Here is a 20,269-nt window from a genome sequence, read left to right as displayed (position 1 = left end):
CGTCTGATTTTTCGCGCTTGGCTTATCACCGGTTCGGCAGGCAAACAACCTAATCCGCTAGACTTGCACGAACCCTATCAGTTCGACGGAGATGTCAGCGGCACGAAAGCATTGCCACGCCATTCCAGCAACCGGAAGGGGTTCTCCGTCAATTCATGGTTCTGACCGAAGGTAATGGGGCCGATGGGCGTCTGAAAAGCCGTGCCGATCAATTTATCGGCGATCGGCTTGTTCGCCGCTTTGGCGCCTTCCGCCGCCTGGCTGGCAATTAGCGCGGCGGCCGCGGCAGGCAGAATATAACCGTCAGGCTCGGTACCGTGCGTGCGCATCGCCTCGGCCGTCGCCTGAGCAGCGGGCAAGCCGGCATAATCGGGGAGGGCGACGGCCAGCACGCCGTCCGTCAGGGGCACCGGCTGGTTGGCAGCGCGCATCGCGTCACCGCCCATCAGCGTTAACGGGATGTTCTCGCTCCGAGCATCACGGGTGATGACCGCAACGTCGCTTCGGTCGCCGCCGACGAATACATGGGTGGCGCCGGCCTTCTTCAAGCGCCGGACAAGGGCGATCTGCTGCTCCTGGCCGGGGCGAAAGGTGTCTGTGAAGACCGGTTTCAACCCTTTCTCCTCCAGAGCATTACGCACTGCTTCCACCAGTTCGCGACCGTGGATCGTACCGTCCTCGATGAGAGCCATTGGCTCGGCCGCCCAACGCTTCAGAATGGCGTCGACCACCATGTCTGCTTCGGCGCTGTCGACTGGAGCGAGACGGAAAAACGGCCAACCGTTCTTCAATGCGTCCTCCATCGCGATATGGGAACGCACGGAAACGGTGATGACGGGAATGCCGGCATCCTTCAGCCGTGGCAGCGCGCCGGCCAAGGTCTCGCTGCAGAGAAAGCCGATGGCGACCTGCGCCTTGGCACTGATCAGCGCCTCGGCCGCCGCACGGCCGCCATCCTCCGTGCAGGGTTCGTCCACGACGGTGGCGGAGTCCCTCTGTGCCTGCACCTGGAAATTGGCGCCCGCGGTAATTTGCGCGCCGAGAGCTGCAAAATTTCCATCCTGGGGCGCGACGATGCCGATATTGACGCCTGCGGCATGGCTGCTGCCGGCTGCAAGAAGCAGCGAAATCAGGAGCGATGTGCGACGCAGAACGTTCATAGACTAGGTATCCCGGACAATTCCTTTGCCCTTTTATCCGCCTGGAAGTTACCGTCAAAGAAAAAGCAGCGAAATCGCTCCGATTTCAATAATCCTATTGTAGAAAAGCTAACGTCTGGCCGCCATATTGAACGAAAACGAGAAATGACAGAAACGAGGAAAGCAATCGTGCTAGACAAGCAGCGTATGGATCCGGCGCACTATCGCGACGCCATGAGCCGCTATGCGGGGCATGTCCAGCTGGTGACCACGGCGCTCGGGAAGGAGCGACGCGGCGTGACCATCACGGCCGCTTGCTCGGTCTCCGACGATCCCGCCACGATCCTCATCTGCCTCAACAACAGCAATGCGAAGAACGAGATCTTTTTCAACAGCGGCATCTTCGCCCTCAACGCGCTTTGCGCCCATCATCAGAAGCTCGCCGACGCCTTTTCCGGCAAAACGAATTTGACCAATGAGGAGCGCTTCGCCATGGGCAAGTTCGATACGCTGGTGACCGGTGCGCCGGTGCTTACCGATGCACTGGCCGCCTTCGATTGCCGTGTCATCGAAGTCAAACGGGCTTCGACCCATAACATCATCTTCGGCGAAGTCGTGGCGGTGCATTTCAGTGAAACAAAGCCGGCACTGCTCTATATGAACCGGGACTATCACACGCTATAACCTCCCTAGCGCGAACCCCTTAGATCGGATTCGATCCAAGCGAGGGATTATGCGCCGGTTTGAAGTGTTACTGCGTCCTTAGCGCGTCCGATGGGAGGCGCGGCCCAGTAATGGGAGAGAATATGCCTGATCATCATCACGCACCTTCGCTGCCGGGCTCGATCGACGAAACGATTGCCTTGCTCGGTACCCACGACTATCTCGCCGGGCGTGCGCTCGGTACGGTCTTGTTTCTGGCGCTGAAAATGAAACGGCCGCTCTTTCTCGAGGGCGAGGCCGGCGTCGGCAAGACCGAGATCGCCAAGGTGCTGTCGAAGGCGCTCGACCGTCCGCTGATCCGCTTGCAATGCTATGAAGGTCTCGACGTTTCCTCCGCGGTCTATGAATGGAATTATCCGGCGCAGATGCTGGAAATCCGCCTTGCTGAGGCGTCAGGGCTCACCGACCGCGACCGCATCGAGGCCGATATCTTTTCCGAGCGCTATCTCATCCGGCGGCCCGTGCTGCAGGCTTTGTCGAGCGCGGGGGGCCGTGCGCCGGTATTCCTGATCGACGAACTGGACCGTACCGACGAGGCGTTCGAAGCTTTTCTGCTCGAAGTCCTCTCCGATTTCCAGGTGACCGTCCCCGAACTCGGCACTATCCGCGCGGCCGAACCACCCATCGTCATCATCACCACCAACCGCACCCGCGAGGTGCACGATGCCCTCAAGCGCCGCTGTCTTTACCATTGGGTCGATTACCCCGAAGCGGCGCAGGAGCTCGACATCATCCGCCGCAAAGTGCCTGGCTGCAACGAGACGCTGTCGCGCCAGATCGTTGCCTATGTGCAGAAGCTGCGCACGCTCGACCTCTTCAAGAATCCCGGCGTCGCGGAGACCATCGACTGGGCGACAGCGCTGACCGAACTCGACCGGCTGGCGCTCGATCCCGAGACGATTTCCGATACGCTCGGCACCCTGCTGAAATACCAGGACGATATCGCCCGCATCCAGGGTGGCGAGGGCAAGCGGGTGCTCGATGAGGTGAAATCCGAACTGCTGGCGACGGGATGAGGCCATGGAACCGGCAATGCAAGGCGGCATCAAGGAGATGCGGTCACCGCCCGGTGATGGCCGTTTAGCCGACAATATCGTGTTCTTCGCCCGTGCGCTTCGCAAGGCCGGCCTGAAGATCGGGCCGGCTGCCATCGCCGACGCTATAGAAGCCGTGGAGGCGATCGAGATCGGCTCGCGCGAAGAGTTTCATGCGGCCTTGGCTTCCATCTTCGTCAAACGGCATGAGGACCTCGCAGTCTTCGACGAAGCTTTCCGGCTGTTCTGGCGCTCACGCGATCTCGTGCAGAAGATGATCGCGATGATGTCGCCGGTCGCGCCCGATAATCGTGAGAAGGAAAAGCCGAAACCGGGCGAAACCCGCGCCAGCGACGCCCTGCTTAGCGACCGCGACGACCGCCGGCCGCAGCGCGAGGCGCCGGATGTCGAGATCGACGCCCGGTTTACGGCATCGGGTAACGAACTCCTGCGCCGCATGGATTTCGCCCAGATGTCGGCTGCGGAGATCGCTGCTGCGAAGAAAGAGCTGGCGAGGCTGGAGTTGCCGCTCGACCGCGTCCGTACCCGCCGATTCATGGCGTCGCACGTGCCCGCCAAGATCGATCCGCGGGCGACGATGCGGGCAGCACTTCGCACGGGAGGCACACTGATCCTGCCGCGCCATCGCGAGGCCAAGGAGATGCAGCCGCCGCTGGTCGTGCTGGCGGACATTTCCGGCTCGATGAGCCAATATACCCGGATCTTTCTGCATTTCCTGCATGTGCTGACCGAGAAGCGCCGGCGCGTGCACACTTTCCTCTTCGGCACGCGGCTGACCAATGTCACCCGGCAGATGCGCCACAAGGATCCGGACGAGGCGCTCGACGAATGCGCCGCTGCTGTCCATGACTGGTCGGGTGGAACGCGCATCGGCGAAACGCTGAAGGAATTCAACCGGCTTTGGGCGCGCCGCGTCCTCGGGCAAGGCGCGATCGTGCTCCTCATCACCGATGGTTTGGAACGCGAGGGGGTTGAACTCCTCAACACCGAGATGGATAGGCTGCATCGCTCCTGCCGGCGATTGATCTGGCTCAATCCGCTCTTGCGTTTCGAGGGCTTCGAGCCGCGCGCCCGCGGCGTTCGCGCCATGCTGCCACATGTTGACGAATTCCGTCCGGTTCACAATCTATTATCTCTAGCCGATCTCGTATCGGCCCTTAGCGCCGGTCGCGTCGGCGCCTATGATCCACGCCGTTTTCTCGCCAAGCTGTGAGGCACCCATGACAAATATACCTGAAAGCCTGGATCCGCTTGTAATTGCGGAGGAATGGTCGTCCGCCGGCCGCACGGTGGCGCTGGCGACCGTCGTCGACACCTGGGGTTCTGCGCCGCGCCCCACGGGCAGCCATCTCGTAATCGACAGCGAGGGCAATTTTCACGGCTCGGTCTCCGGCGGCTGTGTGGAAGGTGCCGTGATCACCGAGGCGCTGGATGTGATCGAAAGCGGCAAGGCCCGCATGCTGGAGTTCGGAGTGGCGGATGAAACCGCGTGGCGCGTCGGCCTGTCCTGCGGCGGCCGTATTCGTGTTTATGTCGAGAGGCTCAACTGATGGACCGTCAGATTCTGACGAAACTGAATGCGCTGCGGCGCGCGCGGCAAGCGGTGATCCTGACCACCGACCTCTCCGGCGGACCGAGCCGGCTGATCGTCGAGGGTGACGCGGTCGACGGTCCGCTTGCCGAGGCTGTCGCTTCCGTCTTCCGATCGGGAAAATCCTCGACAGTGGAGATTGGTGGGGAAAGCTTCTTCCTCAATGTTCATCTTCCGCCGCCGCACATCGTCGTCATCGGCGCAGTGCATATCAGCCAGGTTTTGGCACAGATTGCGGGCCTTGCCGGCTTCGACATCCGCATCATCGATCCGCGCACCGCTTTTGCGACGCCCGAACGCTTCGATGGCGTCGATCTGACTGCCGACTGGCCGGTGGATGTCCTGAAGGACCGGCCGCTCGATGCCTATACGGCGCTGGTCGCAGTCACCCACGATCCGAAGATCGATGATTTCCCGATTGCCGAGGCGCTGAAGGTCGGGTGTTTCTATGTCGGGGCGCTTGGCAGTCGCAAGACGCATGCGAGCCGGCTGGAGCGATTGAAGCATGAGGGGCTGACGGATGCCGATCTTGCGCGGGTTCACGCCCCTATCGGCCTTCCCATTGGGGCGTCGAGCCCGGCGGAAATCGCCGTCGCCATTCTCGCCGAGATCATCGGGGCGTTGCGCGGTCGTGATGTTTCATCACCGAAGGGTGACAAGCGATGATCTTCGGTGATTTCACCACGGCGGAAGCGGAAGGTGCGGTGCTCGCGCATTCGATCCGATTGTCCGATGGCAGCCTTCCCAAGGGGCATGTGCTTGACCGCGGCGATCTCGATCGCCTCGCGGCCGCCAATATCGGCCGCGTTACCGCCGCGAGAATTGAACCTGACGACCTGATGGAAAACGAAGCCGCGCAGCGGCTGGCCCAGGCGATCGCGCCGGATCATCTGACTTTCTCCGAAGCGGCCACCGGGCGCGTCAATGTTCACAGCGCGGTCGATGGCCTGTTCGTTGCAAATCGCGCCGCCGTCGATCGGCTGAACCGCGTCGACCCGGCAATCACGCTTGCCTGTCTTGCCGATCATGTGCCGGTGCGCCGCGGCGATATGGTGGCGACCTTCAAGATCATTCCGCTGGCGGTTTCGGGCGACAAGGTTGCCGCTGGCGTCGACATCCTGAAGCAAGCGATCGTCCTCGAGGTCAAGCCATTCAAGCCGCATGCGGCGTCGCTCGTCGCCACCGAATTGCCGTCACTGAAGACCTCCGTGATGGACAAGACGGCACGCATCTTTTCGCAACGGCTGCAGCTTGCCGGCAGCACCCTGGAGCGGGAAGAGCGGGTGGCGCATCGCGCGCCTGCGGTCGCGGAAGCGATCGGCAAAGCACTGCAGGCGACCGATCAATTGCCAAAGCTCGTCGTCGTCTTTGGTGCGTCCGCTGTCATCGACGTCGGCGACGTTATCCCCGAAGCCATCCGGCTTGCGGGCGGCGATGTCATCCAGGTTGGCATGCCGGTCGATCCGGGCAATCTGCTGGTGCTCGGCAAGGTCGGTGATGTCTATGTCGTCGGCGCGCCCGGCTGTGCTCGCAGTCCGAAGGAAAATGGTTTCGACTGGGTGCTGGATCGAATCCTCGCCGGCGAGAAGCCGACGCCGCAGGACATCAGCGGCATGGGCGTCGGGGGGCTCCTCATGGAAATACAGTCGCGGCCAAGACCTCGTGATATCGCCGGCAAGCCGGAGGCGCAGATATCTGTTGCTGTCGTGCTTCTCGCGGCCGGTCAAGCACGCCGCATGGGCGAGGGTGGTCCGCACAAGCTTTTGGCCGAGTTCGACGGCGTACCCCTGGTCCGCCGCTCCGCAGCCACGGCTTTGGCAAGCGGAGTCGCCGCCGTCGTTGCGGTCACCGGCCATCGCCGCCGAGAGATCGAGCAGGCACTTGCCGGTCTGCCGGTCGAGTGGGCGCACAATCCGGACTATGCATCCGGTATGGCAAGCTCGCTGGTCGCCGGCGTCAGCGCGCCGGTCTCGCAACGCGCTGACGGCGTATTGGTCATGCTGGCCGACATGCCGGGTGTTACAAGCGACGACCTGAAGACGCTGATTGCCGCCTTCCGCAGGGCGAACGGCCAGGCGATCGTGCGCGCCGTGTCGCGCGGTAAACGCGGCAATCCCGTCATCCTGCCGCGCAGCGTGTTCGACGCCGTGATGCGGCTCGAAGGCGATGTCGGCGCCAGGCATATCATCGAAACAGCCGGACTTTCCGTCGTCGACGTCGATATCGGCGATGTCGCGCATCTCGATGTCGACACGCCCGAAGCCGTGCTGGCCGCCGGCGGCATTTTGAAGGGGTAGGGCATGGACAATATCGAGATCGAGGAGATGTTCCAGGCTCTCGGGCCCGTAACGATCAAGCGCATGTTCGGCGGTAAGGGCGTCTATCACATGGGCCGTATCGTCGCCGTCGAAGTAAGCGACGAGATGCTGCTGAAGGCAGACGACGTCAGCGCTCCGGAATTCGAGGCGGCGGGCGCCAGGCGTTGGGCCTACGAAGGCAAGAAGGGCAAGCCCGTCAACATGCCCTATTGGTCGATTCCCGACGATGCTTTCGATGATCCGGATATCATGGCGCGCTGGGTAAGGCTGGCTTACGAGGCGGCAATACGGGCAGAGAAATAGGGTTCAGCGAAACTCGTCTTCGCTCAGATGTGCGATCGCCGCTTGCGCGAAAGCTGAAAGCGGTTGCGGCAGCTCGTTGCGGCTGAACCAGCCGAAATCGGAGAGCTTGTCAGGCTCGACGAGGCGCGCCTCGCCGGAAAAATCCTGGGTGACGTAGATCAAAGAAATCCAATGCTGGCGGTCGGCTTCGACCATAACTTCCGTCGTGCAGAGGAGGTCCACATGGCCGATGGAAAGGCCGCTTTCTTCTTCCGCCTCGCGGATAGCTGCGTCCTCGGCCGGCTCCATATGGTCGACCTTGCCGCCGACGATACTCCAGAAGCCAGCCTCCGGCGCCTTGAGGCGCCTGTAAAGCAACAACTTCCCGTCCCGCAAAATTGCAAGACCGGTTCCTAATCCTGGGAAGTCGATGCCGGGTTTCCCCATGCCGCCTGGCCCTATCAGCCCTTGGCGTTGGCGACGATCAGCATGAAGGCGGGGATGTCGTCGCCGAAGCCGACCGGGGTCGGGCCGTCGTCCTGATCGCGATAGCGATTGCGGCGCTCGCGATTGTCGTCATTGGCAGCAGGGAAGGGCCGGTGGTTGCTACGAGAACCGTTGTTGGACTTGTTGTTGTTCTCAGACTTGCGCTCGTTTCTCACGCTTTCGGCCTTTGCTGGTGCTGCTTCGATCACGTCGACATCATTATCCTCGACGTCGATATCAGATTTATGACTCGAGGCGTTGCGGCCTCCGCGGCTGCGATCCCGGTCGCGGCCTCTGCTTTTGGAGTCGCGACGACGAGAAGAACGGTCGTCGTCCCGGCTTTCTTCAGCCGGCGGCAGCGACGACAGGTCGCCATTCAGCCATTCGACATTTTCGCCGATCAGCTTTTCGATTGCATCGGCATGTTTGGTATCGCGCTTCGTCACGATGGTGAAAGCGGCGCCCGAGCGACCGGCGCGGCCGGTGCGGCCGATACGGTGGACATAATCTTCCGAATGGATCGGAACATCGAAATTGAAAACGTGGCCGACATCGGGAAGATCAAGGCCGCGCGCCGCGACGTCAGAAGCGACGAGGAGCTGGATATTGCCGTCCCGGAAATTCTGCAGCATCGTCGTACGCGAACGCTGATCCATATCGCCATGCAGCGCGCCGACCGAGAAACCGTGGCGTTCCAGCGAGCGGAAAAGGTCTGCGACATCCTTCTTGCGATTGCAGAAGATGATGGCGTTCTTCAGATCGGTCTGCGAGCGGATAAGGTCGCGCAAGGTGGCACGCTTCTCGTAGTCCTTGCCGTGCGAGGCGACGAAACGCTGCGTGACGGTCTTTGCCGTCGAGGCCGGTTTGGCGACTTCGACTCGCTCCGGATTTTGCAGGAAGCGATCCGCCAGCTTCTGGATTTCGCCCGGCATCGTGGCCGAGAAGAACAGCGTCTGGCGCGTGAAGGGAATGAGCTTGGCTATGCGCTCGATATCCGGAATGAAGCCCATGTCGAGCATACGGTCGGCTTCGTCGATGACGAAGATTTCGACGGCGCTCATCAAAAGCTTGCCGCGCTCGAAATGGTCGAGCAGCCGGCCGGGCGTGCAGATCAGCACATCGGCGCCGCGCTCCAGCTTGCGGTCTTGGTCTTCGAAGGAGACACCGCCGATCAGCAGAGCGATGTTCAGGCGATGGTTCTTGCCGTATTTCTCGAAATTCTCGGCAACCTGTGCTGCGAGTTCGCGCGTCGGCTCGAGGATCAGAGTGCGGGGCATGCGCGCACGGGCGCGGCCCTTTTCCAGCAGCGTCAGCATCGGCAGAACGAATGAGGCGGTCTTGCCGGTACCCGTCTGGGCGATGCCGCAGATATCGCGACGCTGCAGCGCAAAAGGAATTGCGCCGGCCTGGATGGGAGTCGGTGTGGTGTAGCCCGCGTCTGTAACCGCGGATAGGACTTTTTGGCTCAGGCCAAGGTCAGCAAATGTTGTCAAAGGGAAAACTATTTCCGTTCCGGTTCGGTCGAACACTCGTGAGTCGACACGCTCAAGCATGCCGCGATGCAGCGCGACATAAAACCAAATACCCGCTAAGTCAAGGAAAGCGGGCGCTTCAGAAAGCTTCAAAGCAATAGATAACGCAATTTTTAGATTAGCGCCAGATTTGTTGCTCGTTTGTCACAATTCTCGCGGCGAAATTGTACCAAGGCCGCTAATGTAACTTGCGAGCTTCGTGCCCGCATTGATGAAATACATCGGGTCGATCGGATGGCCGTTCTCACGGACTTCATAATGAAGATGCGTCCCGGTCGAGCGTCCCGTGCTGCCGGCCAGGCCGATGGAATCGCCGGTCTTCACCGTATCGCCGGGTTTGACCAGAATTTCCGCCATGTGGCCGTAACGCGTAGAGATGCCATCGCCATGGTCTATCTCGACCATGTTGCCATAACCGCCGGCCCAGCCGGCGGACACGACCCTGCCGGGCGCCGTGGCTTTGACCTTCTCCCCGGTATTGAAATGGAAATCGGTGCCGGTATGCAGCGCCAGCTTGCCGAAGAAGGGATCCTTGCGGTTGCCGAAGGGGCTGGTGATCAGCTTGCCCGGCGCAGGATTGCGAAAGGGTAGGCTTTCGGCTGCACCGCGTACGGTCTCCAGGCGCGTCAAAGCCGTGTCGAGGTCGGACATGGACTGATCGAATTGATCGACATTCTCCGGCGCGACGTAAGGACCTCCAACGCCCCCATCGTCGTTCACGGGATCATCGTCCTTGCTTTCAGCGCTGGCCATCACGGTCGGAACCTTGACGCCGACATTCTGCATGATCGACTGGATGTCATCGGCCGTCTCCGATGCGCCAGTGGTCAGATGCCGCACGCGGGTCAATTGATCCTGTTCGATATGTTTCAGCGACAATGTGACCTTCGAGAACACCCGGTCTGCCCGATCGGCAACGGTTTCAGGCGCCGGAACGTAGGCGAGGGTGGAATTGTCGGGAGTAGCATCGGCAGGCTTGCCGCTCGATAGAAGCTTCTCGATCGATTTCAGCCCTCCCGTCAGCTCCGCATGATCGCCCTTGTCTGCGTGATCGCCTTTGGCTACCGCCGCGCTTGCGCCAGGGGGCGCATCCTTGTTCATCAGGCCGGAATTTTCGGCGCGGTCCAGCAGCGCATCGAGCTTACCGTGGCGCGAGGACAAAGCCTGCTGCTGCTCCATCAGCTTGTCGACTTTTTCTTCGACCACCTGCTGGTCGAGAAGCTGACGCGACGTCACACGGTCGACCTGCGCGCGCAACGCCGCGATGCGGTCCTCGTAATCATATTGCATGCGCGCCTGCCGGGCCATGGTGGCGCCAATCAGATCATCGCGCAGCACAAGATAGGAGGTGGCAAGGAGATAGCCGATCGAAAAGACACCGACGAGGCAGACGGCAAGCGCCGTCGTCCACGGGCGCACAGTCATGTGGCGCACCGTATCGCCGCTCGCCACAATGATGGTGTGCTGCCGTTTCTGCTCGCCGAAAACCCGGTTCTGAGGCTTGGTTGTCACCGAGAATCTCCCAATCGATACCTCTTGGCATCCATTTAGGAACTACACGGAATTATGGTTAACGATTACTTTCTACTTCAACCCTAGAAAACAAAAAAACTCTTATAGTTTAGTATGTTAGGAATTGCTTGTGGACGTAAGCGAGCGGTAAAAGGAGGGGGTTAGACCGGCTTCGGCGCGAGCGATATCGTTGAACGGCGCTTTCAGCGAACCGCGGAAATTGGCGCGCACCAGCTCCTGAAACGCACGTGCCGGATCGCGCCGCTCGCGCGCACAGAGAAAGCGGAACCATTTGGCGCCGACGGCGACATGCCCCTTTTCATCATTGTAGATGACGTCGAGGACAGCAGCGCTCTCCATATCGCCGGTCTCGCGCATTTTCGCTTGCAGCGCCGGCGTCACGTCGAGACCGCGGGCTTCGAGAATAAGCGGCACGACGGCGAGCCGGGCGGTGAGATCATTGCGGGTTGCGTGCGCGGCTTGCCAAAGGCCATCATGGGCAGGGAGATCGCCGTAATCGGCGCCAAGGTCGCGCAGACGCGTCCGCACCATGCGGAAATGCTTGGCTTCCTCGAAGGCGACCTGCATCCAGCCATCAAAAAAGGAATTGGGCACCGGCTCGGTCGCGAAGCGCGCGACGATATCGAGTGCCAGATCAACCGCGTTGAGCTCGATATGGGCGATCGCGTGCAGCAGAGCGATACGTCCCTTGACCGTATGCAGCGAGCGCTTCTCCATATGCTTCGGAGGAACCAGTTCCGGCTTTTCCGGCCGGCCGGGTCGAACGGGCGGTGCCGGGTCGAGGGGCGAGCGCAGTGACAGGGTGCGCGCAAACCAGCGAGTCGCCGATTCCTGGGCAAGCGCTGTCTTGCGGTCGAGATCGGCCGAGCAGATGGCGGCGATTGCGCCGCCCCGCAGCGAGGTGATGGCCTCGATTTCCATCGGCATGCTCACAGGCATCAGAGCTCCTTGACCGCGGCCAAGACGTCTTGCGCATGGCCTCCCACCTTGACCTTGTCCCAGATCCTTACGATCTTGCCGTCCGCTCCGATCAGAAAGGTCGAGCGCACGACGCCCATGAAGGTCCTGCCATACATGCTCTTTTGCCGCCAGACGCCATAGGCTTCGGCCGCGATCTTCTCCTCATCGGAGGCGAGGGGAACGGAAAGGGCGTGCTTTTTGACGAATTTGTCATGGCTCCGGACCGAATCCGGCGAGATGCCGAGGATGGCAGCGCCCGCCTTTTCGAAATCCGCCGCGTGCGCGGTGAAGGAAACCGATTCGGCAGTGCATGCAGTCGTATCATCCTTCGGGTAGAAGAACAGCACGAATGGCTTGCCGGCAAAATCTGGAAGGCGCACACGACCGCCACCGTCACGCGGAAGATCGAAATATGGGGCTTGGTCGCCGATGCCCAACTCAACCGTACGGATTTCGGTCACGGGAAAACCTTTCTTTTGCCGGGATTTTGGATGACACTAAGTTGCAGGCATATATACTGCACCGGTATGCCGTCCACATCGGACGCAGCGTCACCAACAAAATTGCAAAAAAACGAAAGGGACGCACGGGAGTGATCCGAGGCGAAAAGGTTACATTCCGCAAAAAGGATCTCGTCTCGCTCGACCACCTGCCTTCGGCTCAGGTCGACGACCCTTTGATCGTCCATGTCCCCGAGCCTGCCCGCCGCAGTCGCTCGCATGTTTGGCATGTCTGCCGCATCACCCTCGTCTTTATCGCCTTTCTCGCCGTGATCCTCGGCGCAGTTATCGCCACGATCGAGGGCGGCGTTTTCGATCAACCCCTGTCACAGAAGGCGCAGCTTGCGCTCGATCGGGCGATCGGCCCGCGCTACAAGGCGGAAGTCGGTTCGACCGTGGTGCGTTTCACGCCCAGCCTGCGGCTTGAGCTCGAAGCCCGTGACGTCAATGTGGTGGACCAGGAAAGTGGCAAGCATTTGTCGACTATGTCGGCGGTCAGCATGGTGCTCGATCCTCTGGCTCTCGTCGAAGGACGTGTCGAAGTAGCCTCTGTGGCAGCGGAAGGCATTGCACTCGATACATCGCTGTTGCCCCAGGGCGATCCCGTCGACATGACGGCTCTTCGCGTCGATGCGCTGCCGCAGGCGTTGGATTCAGCTTTCGACAATCTCGATTTCCTGCAGCGTTTCGTCGAGCGCGGCGGCACGAATTCGGTGCGCATTTCCGGCTTTACTGTCAAGCTGGCGCGCCGCGAGGGCGATCCGATCTCGCTCGTGGTCGATAGCCTCACCTTCGAACGCAGCGGGCCGACGTCTTTGCGCCTTTATGGACAGGTGGCGGTCAACGGCTCCGTCGCGACACTCGACGTGCGCGCCGATCAGCAGGAGGCCGGCCGCAGCTCATCGCTGACTGCCAAGCTCACCAATCTCGACCTGAAGCCGCTGACGATGGCCTATGATCAGAACGGTACACCGCGCCAGGGCATCATGAGTTTCGCCGGCATGACAATCACTGCCGCTCGCGGCGGTACAGGCATCGATCCGAAGCTCAATGCCTCTATAGACGTCCAGCCTGGCACCTTTTACATGGACCGCGACCAGGAGGATCTGACGCAGGCCAACATCAACCTAGCCTATAACTTCGATCATCAGACGCTCGAAATCGCTCCTTCGAAAGTGCAATTCGTCGGCACTATGGTGCCGTTTTCCGGCGGGCTGATCGATCTGGACCGCATCGACGCCAATGCCGGCAAAGGTTTCGGCATCGACTTCCTGATCCGCGGCGGCACGGCGGCATCTGCCATTTCCGGTGAGCAGCCGGTCAGCTTCGACGGGCAGGCGACGGGACGTTTTCTGGCGGCGACCAAGGAACTGCAATTCCAAAATCTCGGCATCTCGACGCCGCTAGGGGCGCTGTTCGGCTCCCTGCACATGAAACTTGGCGACAGTTCCCCGGAGATCAGCTTCGGCGGCCGTGCGGACAAGCTCGATACGACCGCGATCAAGCAGCTCTGGCCGTTCTGGATGGCTTCGAAGCCTCGGGCCTGGGTGGAAGGCAATCTTTTCGGCGGTACGGTGAGCAACGGGGTCATCTCAGTTTTCATCCCCGCCGGACGACTGGCGCTGGCGGCGCAGACGGGCAAGCTGCAACTTGGAAAGAACGAGCTGCATATCGCCTTCGATATCGACGACGCCCGTCTCGACGTGCCGGGCGAAATTCCGCCGATCCGGGATACGAAGGCGCATTTCGATCTGACCGGCCCGACAATGAGCGTCGATATCGCCAAGGGCACCTCCTATTTCCCAACTGGCCGTTCGATAACGCTGAGCGATAGCAATTTCTCAATTCCCTCGACATACGACAAGCCGCTGATGGCCGAGCTAAAGCTCGACATATCAGGCAGCGGCGATTCCATCGGCGAGTTATTGACTTACAAGCCGTTGCAGGTGCTGCAGAGAACAGAGTTCAAGCCGGAGAATTTCAACGGCAAGATCGTCGCCAAGGTCGATGCCACGATCGGCCTGCTCAGCGACCAGAAACCGCCACCGCCGGTCTGGAAGGCGAACTTGCAGCTCGACGACGTCGATCTGCTAAAGCCGATGAACAATCGCAAGATCTCCAATCTCACCGGTGAGATCGACGCGGACCCTCAGGCCGTGCATCTGAATGCCCAGGCACAGATCGATGGAATACCTGCGCAGATCGATATGGTCGAACCGACGGACGACAAATCGTCGGTCAAACGCAGCCGTGTGATCACCGCCACGCTGACCGACACCCAGCGCAACGCCGTCCTTCCGGGCCTAAACGATATTGTCGACGGCCCGGTCAAAATTGAGCTCACGCGCATCGACGACGATCGCCAGGGCGTCAAGGTCGATCTCGGCAAGGCGGCTTTGACGGTGCCGTGGGTGGGCTGGTCAAAGGGCAGCGGCATTCCCGCCAGCGCCCAGTTCGAGGCTTCCGGGCCGGAAAGTCAGACGACGCTGAAAGATTTCGTCCTCAAAGGCGACGGTTTCGGGGTCAGCGGCGATCTCGTCATCAGCAAGGGCGGCCTGTCGTCGGCAAGCTTCGATAGCGTCAAGCTCTCTGCGCTCGACGATTTCGCCCTGTCGATCAAGCGCGGCAAAAGCGGCGGCTACGACATCTCCGTTGCCGGTAATTCTGCCGATCTGCGCCCGGTGCTGGCGCGGTTGAAGACGTCGTCAAGTGGCAAAGGCGACGACAAGGGCGATTCGTCCGGTGCCATAATCCACGCCAATCTCGACAGGGTCGTCGGCTTCAACGATGAGTCGATCAGCAATCTCAAGGGCGTCTATTCGATCATGGGTGGCCGCACCGTAGCGGCGGATTTTTCCGGCCTCACCCGCAGCGGCGAGGCTGTCGTCAGCCAGATGAGCAAGGGCGGAGACGGCGGCACCATTCGCATCACGAGCGGTGATGCCGGCGCCGTGGCGCGTTTTGCCGACCTCTACAAGCACCTGAGAGGCGGCCTGCTGAACCTGTCACTGCGCTCCACGGGGCCGGATGCCTGGGACGGATCGCTCGATATCCGCAACTTTGCCATCATCGACGAAAAGAAGCTCTCGACCATCGTCTCTACGCCGAGCGGGAGGAACGGCCAGAGCCTGAATTCCGCCGTCAAACAAAACATCGACACGCGCTCGCAGAGTTTCGAGCGCGGCTTCGCACGACTGGTGCTGCGCGATGGGGCGCTCGCGGTGGAAAATGGTGTGGTCCGCGGCGTGCAGGTGGGCGCCACCTTCCAGGGCACCGTCAAGGACGCAAACGGCAATATGGACCTGACCGGCACCTTCATGCCCGCCTACGGCCTCAACCGCCTGTTCGCGGAAGTGCCAATCGTCGGTTTCATCCTCGGCAATGGCAGCGACCGCGGCCTGATCGGCATCACGTTCAGGCTTACCGGCAATTTCGATAAGCCGAACCTGCAGATCAACCCGCTGTCAATCATCGCGCCGGGCGTGTTCCGCCAGATCTTCGAATTTTGAGTTAGCGCCCGAAGTATTGGCCGCGGTCTGCCACTCGATCACGGCCGCGCCGCTCTCGGACCGCTTTCACGAATGCGCCGCCTTCTCATATTCCCCGGAGAAAGCGGATCATTTTTCGCCCGCCAACCGCTCGCGTATGCGTTCCGGCCCACCGATCATGCGTCGGGCAAATGGGCGATCAGGGTCTACGACTCGCCAAAACGGCGCGGTTCCGTCTTGACTGATCTGCACCAAGTGTCGCTGAACGGTCACTGGGCAGCAGGCATCCGCCCCGTATTCTCTGGCGAGCGCTCGTCTTATATCCCCAACATCAGACAATTCGCCTGGAGGGGCCGCCCTTAGCGCCGCGACAACCATTTTCTCGGATGGAATCAGCATCCGTTGCATAAGGCTTCTGCCTTTGCGCCTCGTTTTGATCACCGGCAGTTCGTCCATGGCTCACCTCCTGAGTTGATCTTAACAGAAGACGAATGAGAGGGGCGCAATCCGACATGACCGCGTATCAAATTGCCTGCGGTATCGCCAGTCCGTCAATATAGCTTGGCAAACGGCTGCCCGGAGCATGACTGCTGAGATCGCTGAAAACGCGAGAAGCCGGCGGAGTGCGCCGGCTTCTCGTTTGTTAGTTCCGCAGGTCCGCTCAAGCGGCGGGGCGGATCAGGATGTGCTTCTTCTTGCCGAGCGACAGCTTGATGACGCCGTCAGAGGTCACTTCGCCGCTGCCGATCACCTTGCGTTCGTCGCTGATCGCCTGATCATTGATGCGCACGGCGCCGCCCTGGACATGGCGGCGGGCTTCACCGTTCGAGCCTGCCAGGCCGGCTCGCACGATAAGCGACAGCAGGCCGATGCCTGCATCGAGCTCGGAAGCGGGGACATCGACGGACGGCAGGTTCTCGGAAAGACCACCTTCCTCGAATGTCTTGCGCGCCGTTTCGGCAGCAAGTTCGGCAGCCTCGCGGCCGTGCAGGATGGCCGTGACTTCCGTCGCCAGGATCTTCTTGACCTCGTTGATCTCTGTGCCGGCGAGCGCGGAAAGGCGAGCAATCTCATCCATCGGTAGCGTGGTGTAGAGCTTCAGGAAGCGGGAGACGTCCGCGTCTTCGGTGTTGCGCCAGTACTGCCAGAAATCATAGGCCGAGAGCAGGTCGGCGTTCAGCCAGACCGCACCGGAGGCCGATTTGCCCATCTTGGCGCCGGAAGCAGTGGTCAGCAGCGGCGAGGTGAGGGCGAAGAGCTGCGGCGTCCCCATGCGGTGACCGAGATCGATGCCGTTGACGATGTTGCCCCACTGATCCGAACCGCCCATCTGCAGGCGGCAGTCGTAGCGCTTGGCCAGTTCGACGAAATCATAGGCCTGCAGGATCATATAGTTGAATTCAAGGAAGGACAGCGACTGCTCGCGGTCCAGGCGCGTCTTGACGCTATCGAAGGACAACATGCGGTTGACCGAGAAGTGCCGGCCGACGTCACGCAGGAATTCGAGGTAGTTGAGCGAGCGCAGCCACTCGGCGTTGTTGATCATCAACGCATCTTTCGGGCCTTCGCCGTATGTGAGGTAGTTGGAGAAGACGCGCTTGATCGAGGCGATGTTGCTTTCAATGGTGTCGATCGTCATCAACTGGCGCGATTCCTCCTTGAAGGAGGGATCGCCGACCATGCCGGTACCGCCGCCCATCAGCGACACGGCGCGATGGCCGGTCGCCTGCAGCCAATGCAGCATCATGATCTGGATCAGCGAGCCGGCGTGCAGGCTCGGCGCCGTCGGGTCGAAACCGATATAGGCCGTCACGGTTTCCTTGGCGAAGAGAGCGTCGAGGCCGGCTTCATCGGAAATCTGATGAATGAAGCCGCGCTCTTGCAGAGTGCGCAGGAAATCGGATTTGAACTCAGCCATGATCTTGGTCTCTCGGAGCGCCGTATATCGGTAATGGATGCGGCGACGTCGCTGTTGTTGAATGTCGCCGGGCGCGTTTAGCACCGTTTTTCCGACGCGTCATCATTTTGGTGGGACGGATGGCAAGTTTCGGCAGAAGCCGGAGCTGCGAACAGGCGCTTGTGATTGTGAATAGACGGTAACTTTGCCTCGAAGCCGCCGGGGACCTGCCGCGCATTCGCCTAAATCGAATCCTAATATTCTATTCTGGGGTCGTGTATGCCAAGTATTGCGTGGAAGAAACAGGTATGTCACCTCTGCTGTCGATGATGGGATCGTCATTCAGAAAGACGATCCGGGCATTCTTTGCCATGATGTTGGTTTTGGCCTCTATCGCTGTCGCAGGCGCGGCCCAAGCCCAAGGTTCCCCAGAAAAAAGAATAGCGTTTGTGGTGGGCAATGCTGCCTATCAGGCAGGCGCCTTGTCGACCTCGGCCAATGATGCCGGCCTGATTGCGCAAACGCTGCAGGCAGCCGGCTTCGATGTGATCGGCGCACGCGACCTCGACCAGAACGGGTTGCGCGACGCAATAAGGGACTTTCTGGCGAAAGCGAATGCGTCAGGTCCCGACACCGTCGTTTTCGTCTATCTGGCGGGCTACGGGGTGCAATATCAGGGCGATAATTATTTCGTGCCTGTGGATGCGCAAATCGCCAATGCCACGGATGTTCCGCTCCAGGCATTGCGGATGGGCGATTTCACCAAATCGCTGGCCGCCCTCAACAATCGCGGCAGCATCGTCGTGCTCGATGCGGCGCGCGCCAATCCATTCGTACAGTCCAATCAACCGCTGGCCGGTGGTCTGGTGCTGGTCGATCCGGACGCCAATCAGCTGATCGCCTTCAACGCGGCACCCGGTACGGTCGCGCCGCAGGAGCCAGGTCCTTATGGTTCCTATGCACATGCGCTGGCGGAGATGATCCGTGTCGGCGGCCTGTCGCTTGGCGATGTGTTCGATCGGACACGCCTGCGGGTCAGCGATTTGACCAAGGGCGCGCAGATCTCCTGGGATGCCTCGAAATTCACCAACGACTTCACCTTCTTCGATCGCGGCCCCAATGCGCCAGCTGCACAGGTGTCCAGCTACGACAGTGCTGCAATCCGGACGAAGGCGATCCGCGATTTCAACGAGCGGGATGCCTATTTTGCCGCGCTCGATCGCGACACGATGCAGGGCTATGAGGATTTCTTGGCTGCCTACCCGCACGACGCCATGGCAAAGCGAGTGCGCGCCATCATTGCCGCCCGTCGCGAAGCGATCACCTGGCGCGAAACCTGGGCCGCGGACACGCCGGAGGCCTATTGGTCCTATCTGAGACGTTATCCACGAGGCCCCCATGTCTGGGATGCCCGCCGCCGTCTGGAACATTTCGAGGCAGCTCTTGAGCCGCCGCCGTCCTTTACGGTGATCGAATACGACGTGCCGCCGCCGCCGCCGGAAATCGTCTATGTCGAGCGGCGTGACCTTTATTTCGATGATTCCGACTTCGGCTATGCTCCGCCGCCGCCCGTCGTCTTCCTGGCGCCACCGCCACCGGATTTCGTCGTGCTTGCGCCGCCGCAGTATTCGGACGATATCTATGTTTTGCCAGCGCCGGTCTTCGTTCCGGTGCAAGAATGGGTTGACCCCCCACGCAATGTGGCGCCACCCCAAAACGACATTATCTTCAACAACATCCACAATACGGTCACCAACAATACCATCGTCAACGAGAGCGGAGCTGCGCCGGCTGCACCTGCAGCACCGGGACTGACGACGGGACAGAAGCTCGGCGCTGCAGCCGTCATCGCCGGCGCGGGCGCGGCAGCTCTGCACGTTGCCTTGCCGCCCTCGGTGCAGAAGAAGGCTGCGGTTCAGCAGAAGCAGAATCCAGCGCCGGCAGTCGGAACAGCGCCCGCAACCGGTCCGGCGGTTGCGCCTTCGGTTCAGCCGCAGGGCGGAAACGCCGCGCGCGCGCTTCCCGGTACCAGCGGCCAGCCGCTGCCGCCCGCCGGCAAGCTGCTGAGCAATCAGGGAGCGCCTCAGGCGAAGCAGGCTCAACCGCCTCAGGCTGCGCCCAATGCCATACAAAATCCGGCTGTAGCTCCTCAACCTGCCCAGCGAGGCGCAAATGCCAAAGCGCGTGCGCTTCCCAGTTCGAAAGGGCAGCCACTGCCGCCCGTCGGCAACGCGCCCGCGGTGAAAGGTCAAAACCAGATTGCAAAGACCCCAGCACCTCCTCAGGCGGCTCCAAGCGTTCAGCCGAATACCGCGGTTGCAGCGCCGAAACCCAATGTTCGTGCCCAGACCGTGAAGCCGCCAACGCCTCCCGCTGTTGCCAAAGTTCCGCCGAAACCCGCGGTGGCCAATAAGCCGCCGGTCAGCAACCAGCCTCCTGTCGCTGCCGCGCCGCCACGACATGCCAATCCGCTAGCCGCTCAACCAAAGCCGGCGCCGCGTGTGGCTGTACAACCGAAGGCGCCGCCCCCTCCGAAGCCGCAGGCACAGCCCAGGCCACAACCGCAGCCCCAGGCTCAACCCAGGCCGCAACCCCAGCCTCAGCCAAGGGTCATACCGCAGCAGGTGAAACCGCCGCCCGCGCCGCAGAAACCCCCAGCTGCGCCTCAGAAACCTCAGGTAAAGAAACCGTGCGGTGCACCCGGCCTGCCCGCATGCCAGTGACCGATAATATCTGGTGATAGTCCGAAGGCCCGCTCAGGCGGC

At 61.1% G+C, this 20,269-nt stretch carries 17 protein-coding genes; 9 read left to right on the top strand and 8 right to left on the bottom strand.

The window, feature by feature from the left end:
- Positions 1-77: 77 nt before the first annotated feature.
- Entirely contained in the window at positions 78-1,160 is a 1,083-nt protein-coding gene (locus PY649_RS16595) for a branched-chain amino acid ABC transporter substrate-binding protein (RefSeq protein WP_285869659.1), read from the bottom strand.
- 144 nt (positions 1,161-1,304) lie between these two features.
- Here PY649_RS16595 and PY649_RS16590 point away from each other — a divergent pair, with 144 nt between their 5' ends.
- The 7 genes from PY649_RS16590 (at position 1,305) to PY649_RS16560 (ending at position 7,129) form a co-directional block, all read left to right on the top strand.
- The gene (locus PY649_RS16590; RefSeq protein WP_432761366.1) at positions 1,305-1,823 is read left to right on the top strand and encodes a flavin reductase; all 519 of its coding nucleotides are present in this window, start codon (positions 1,305-1,307) and stop codon (positions 1,821-1,823) included.
- A gap of 122 nt (positions 1,824-1,945) precedes the next feature.
- Complete coding sequence (locus tag PY649_RS16585) at positions 1,946-2,878, top strand: AAA family ATPase (protein WP_285869656.1); 933 nt, start codon at positions 1,946-1,948, stop codon at positions 2,876-2,878.
- Positions 2,879-2,882: 4 nt separating this feature from the next.
- On the top strand, positions 2,883-4,130 hold the full coding sequence (locus tag PY649_RS16580) for a vWA domain-containing protein (RefSeq protein WP_285869655.1): 1,248 nt from the start codon (positions 2,883-2,885) through the stop codon (positions 4,128-4,130).
- Between the two features lie 7 nt (positions 4,131-4,137).
- Complete coding sequence (locus PY649_RS16575) at positions 4,138-4,467, top strand: XdhC family protein (protein WP_285869653.1); 330 nt, start codon at positions 4,138-4,140, stop codon at positions 4,465-4,467.
- Positions 4,467-5,174 carry an XdhC family protein gene (locus tag PY649_RS16570; protein ID WP_285869651.1) on the top strand — a complete coding sequence of 236 codons (708 nt, stop codon included), beginning with the start codon at positions 4,467-4,469 and terminating at the stop codon, positions 5,172-5,174. Before PY649_RS16575 ends, PY649_RS16570 begins: the two co-directional genes overlap by 1 nt.
- Complete coding sequence (locus PY649_RS16565; RefSeq protein ID WP_285869650.1) at positions 5,171-6,805, top strand: NTP transferase domain-containing protein; 1,635 nt, start codon at positions 5,171-5,173, stop codon at positions 6,803-6,805. Before PY649_RS16570 ends, PY649_RS16565 begins: the two co-directional genes overlap by 4 nt.
- 3 nt (positions 6,806-6,808) lie before the next feature.
- On the top strand, positions 6,809-7,129 hold the full coding sequence (locus tag PY649_RS16560; protein WP_285869649.1) for a TfoX/Sxy family protein: 321 nt from the start codon (positions 6,809-6,811) through the stop codon (positions 7,127-7,129).
- Between the two features lie 3 nt (positions 7,130-7,132).
- On the opposite strand, the gene PY649_RS16555 is transcribed toward PY649_RS16560, so the two are convergent.
- The 5 genes from PY649_RS16555 to PY649_RS16535 form a co-directional block, all read right to left on the bottom strand.
- Complete coding sequence (locus tag PY649_RS16555) at positions 7,133-7,555, bottom strand: NUDIX domain-containing protein (RefSeq protein ID WP_285869648.1); 423 nt, start codon at positions 7,553-7,555, stop codon at positions 7,133-7,135.
- Between the two features lie 14 nt (positions 7,556-7,569).
- Positions 7,570-9,087 (bottom strand): DEAD/DEAH box helicase, encoded by a 1,518-nt coding sequence (locus tag PY649_RS16550; protein WP_285869647.1) that lies wholly within the window; start codon positions 9,085-9,087, stop codon positions 7,570-7,572.
- A gap of 183 nt (positions 9,088-9,270) precedes the next feature.
- Positions 9,271-10,638, bottom strand: coding sequence for a peptidoglycan DD-metalloendopeptidase family protein (locus PY649_RS16545; protein ID WP_285869646.1), 1,368 nt, complete (start codon positions 10,636-10,638; stop codon positions 9,271-9,273).
- A 117-nt stretch (positions 10,639-10,755) separates the two neighbouring features.
- On the bottom strand, positions 10,756-11,598 hold the full coding sequence (locus PY649_RS16540) for a ferritin-like domain-containing protein (RefSeq protein ID WP_285869645.1): 843 nt from the start codon (positions 11,596-11,598) through the stop codon (positions 10,756-10,758).
- Positions 11,598-12,080 carry a peroxiredoxin gene (locus tag PY649_RS16535; RefSeq protein ID WP_285869644.1) on the bottom strand — a complete coding sequence of 161 codons (483 nt, stop codon included), beginning with the start codon at positions 12,078-12,080 and terminating at the stop codon, positions 11,598-11,600. Before PY649_RS16535 ends, PY649_RS16540 begins: the two co-directional genes overlap by 1 nt.
- Positions 12,081-12,211: 131 nt before the next feature.
- On the opposite strand from PY649_RS16535, the gene PY649_RS16530 reads away from it, so the two are divergent.
- The gene (locus PY649_RS16530) at positions 12,212-15,628 is read left to right on the top strand and encodes a YhdP family protein (protein ID WP_285869643.1); all 3,417 of its coding nucleotides are present in this window, start codon (positions 12,212-12,214) and stop codon (positions 15,626-15,628) included.
- A 108-nt stretch (positions 15,629-15,736) separates the two neighbouring features.
- Here PY649_RS16530 and PY649_RS16525 read toward each other — a convergent pair whose 3' ends face one another.
- Both PY649_RS16525 and tyrS read right to left on the bottom strand, forming a co-directional pair.
- Positions 15,737-16,063: a hypothetical protein gene (locus PY649_RS16525; RefSeq protein ID WP_285869642.1), complete on the bottom strand. Its 327-nt coding sequence runs from the start codon at positions 16,061-16,063 to the stop codon at positions 15,737-15,739.
- Positions 16,064-16,268: 205 nt separating this feature from the next.
- Positions 16,269-17,525 (bottom strand): tyrosine--tRNA ligase, encoded by a 1,257-nt coding sequence (gene tyrS / locus PY649_RS16520; protein ID WP_285869641.1) that lies wholly within the window; start codon positions 17,523-17,525, stop codon positions 16,269-16,271.
- 287 nt (positions 17,526-17,812) lie between these two features.
- On the opposite strand from tyrS, the gene PY649_RS16515 reads away from it, so the two are divergent.
- A complete protein-coding gene (locus PY649_RS16515; RefSeq protein ID WP_349644431.1) occupies positions 17,813-20,227 on the top strand; it encodes a caspase family protein in 2,415 nt (804 codons plus the stop codon).
- Positions 20,228-20,269: the final 42 nt, after the last annotated feature.

It is taken from the genome of Rhizobium mayense, from assembly GCF_030272705.1.
Classification (GTDB): domain Bacteria; phylum Pseudomonadota; class Alphaproteobacteria; order Rhizobiales; family Rhizobiaceae; genus Rhizobium; species Rhizobium mayense.
Note: the sequence above shows the minus strand (reverse complement) of the source record. Positions and strands in the feature narration are given on the sequence as shown.

What these genes read in the sequence shown, in the direction of transcription:
- PY649_RS16585 (WP_285869656.1), top strand. Translation starts at nt 1,946, where the DNA reads ATGCCTGATCATCATCACGCACCTTCGCTGCCGGGCTCGATCGACGAA.
- PY649_RS16590 (WP_432761366.1), top strand. Translation starts at nt 1,305, where the DNA reads ATGACAGAAACGAGGAAAGCAATCGTGCTAGACAAGCAGCGTATGGAT.
- PY649_RS16560 (WP_285869649.1), top strand. Translation starts at nt 6,809, where the DNA reads ATGGACAATATCGAGATCGAGGAGATGTTCCAGGCTCTCGGGCCCGTA.
- PY649_RS16580 (WP_285869655.1), top strand. Translation starts at nt 2,883, where the DNA reads ATGGAACCGGCAATGCAAGGCGGCATCAAGGAGATGCGGTCACCGCCC.
- PY649_RS16525 (WP_285869642.1), bottom strand. Translation starts at nt 16,063, where the DNA reads ATGGACGAACTGCCGGTGATCAAAACGAGGCGCAAAGGCAGAAGCCTT.
- PY649_RS16570 (WP_285869651.1), top strand. Translation starts at nt 4,467, where the DNA reads ATGGACCGTCAGATTCTGACGAAACTGAATGCGCTGCGGCGCGCGCGG.
- tyrS (WP_285869641.1), bottom strand. Translation starts at nt 17,525, where the DNA reads ATGGCTGAGTTCAAATCCGATTTCCTGCGCACTCTGCAAGAGCGCGGC.
- PY649_RS16515 (WP_349644431.1), top strand. Translation starts at nt 17,813, where the DNA reads ATGTCACCTCTGCTGTCGATGATGGGATCGTCATTCAGAAAGACGATC.
- PY649_RS16595 (WP_285869659.1), bottom strand. Translation starts at nt 1,160, where the DNA reads ATGAACGTTCTGCGTCGCACATCGCTCCTGATTTCGCTGCTTCTTGCA.
- PY649_RS16540 (WP_285869645.1), bottom strand. Translation starts at nt 11,598, where the DNA reads ATGCCTGTGAGCATGCCGATGGAAATCGAGGCCATCACCTCGCTGCGG.
- PY649_RS16565 (WP_285869650.1), top strand. Translation starts at nt 5,171, where the DNA reads ATGATCTTCGGTGATTTCACCACGGCGGAAGCGGAAGGTGCGGTGCTC.
- PY649_RS16575 (WP_285869653.1), top strand. Translation starts at nt 4,138, where the DNA reads ATGACAAATATACCTGAAAGCCTGGATCCGCTTGTAATTGCGGAGGAA.
- PY649_RS16555 (WP_285869648.1), bottom strand. Translation starts at nt 7,555, where the DNA reads ATGGGGAAACCCGGCATCGACTTCCCAGGATTAGGAACCGGTCTTGCA.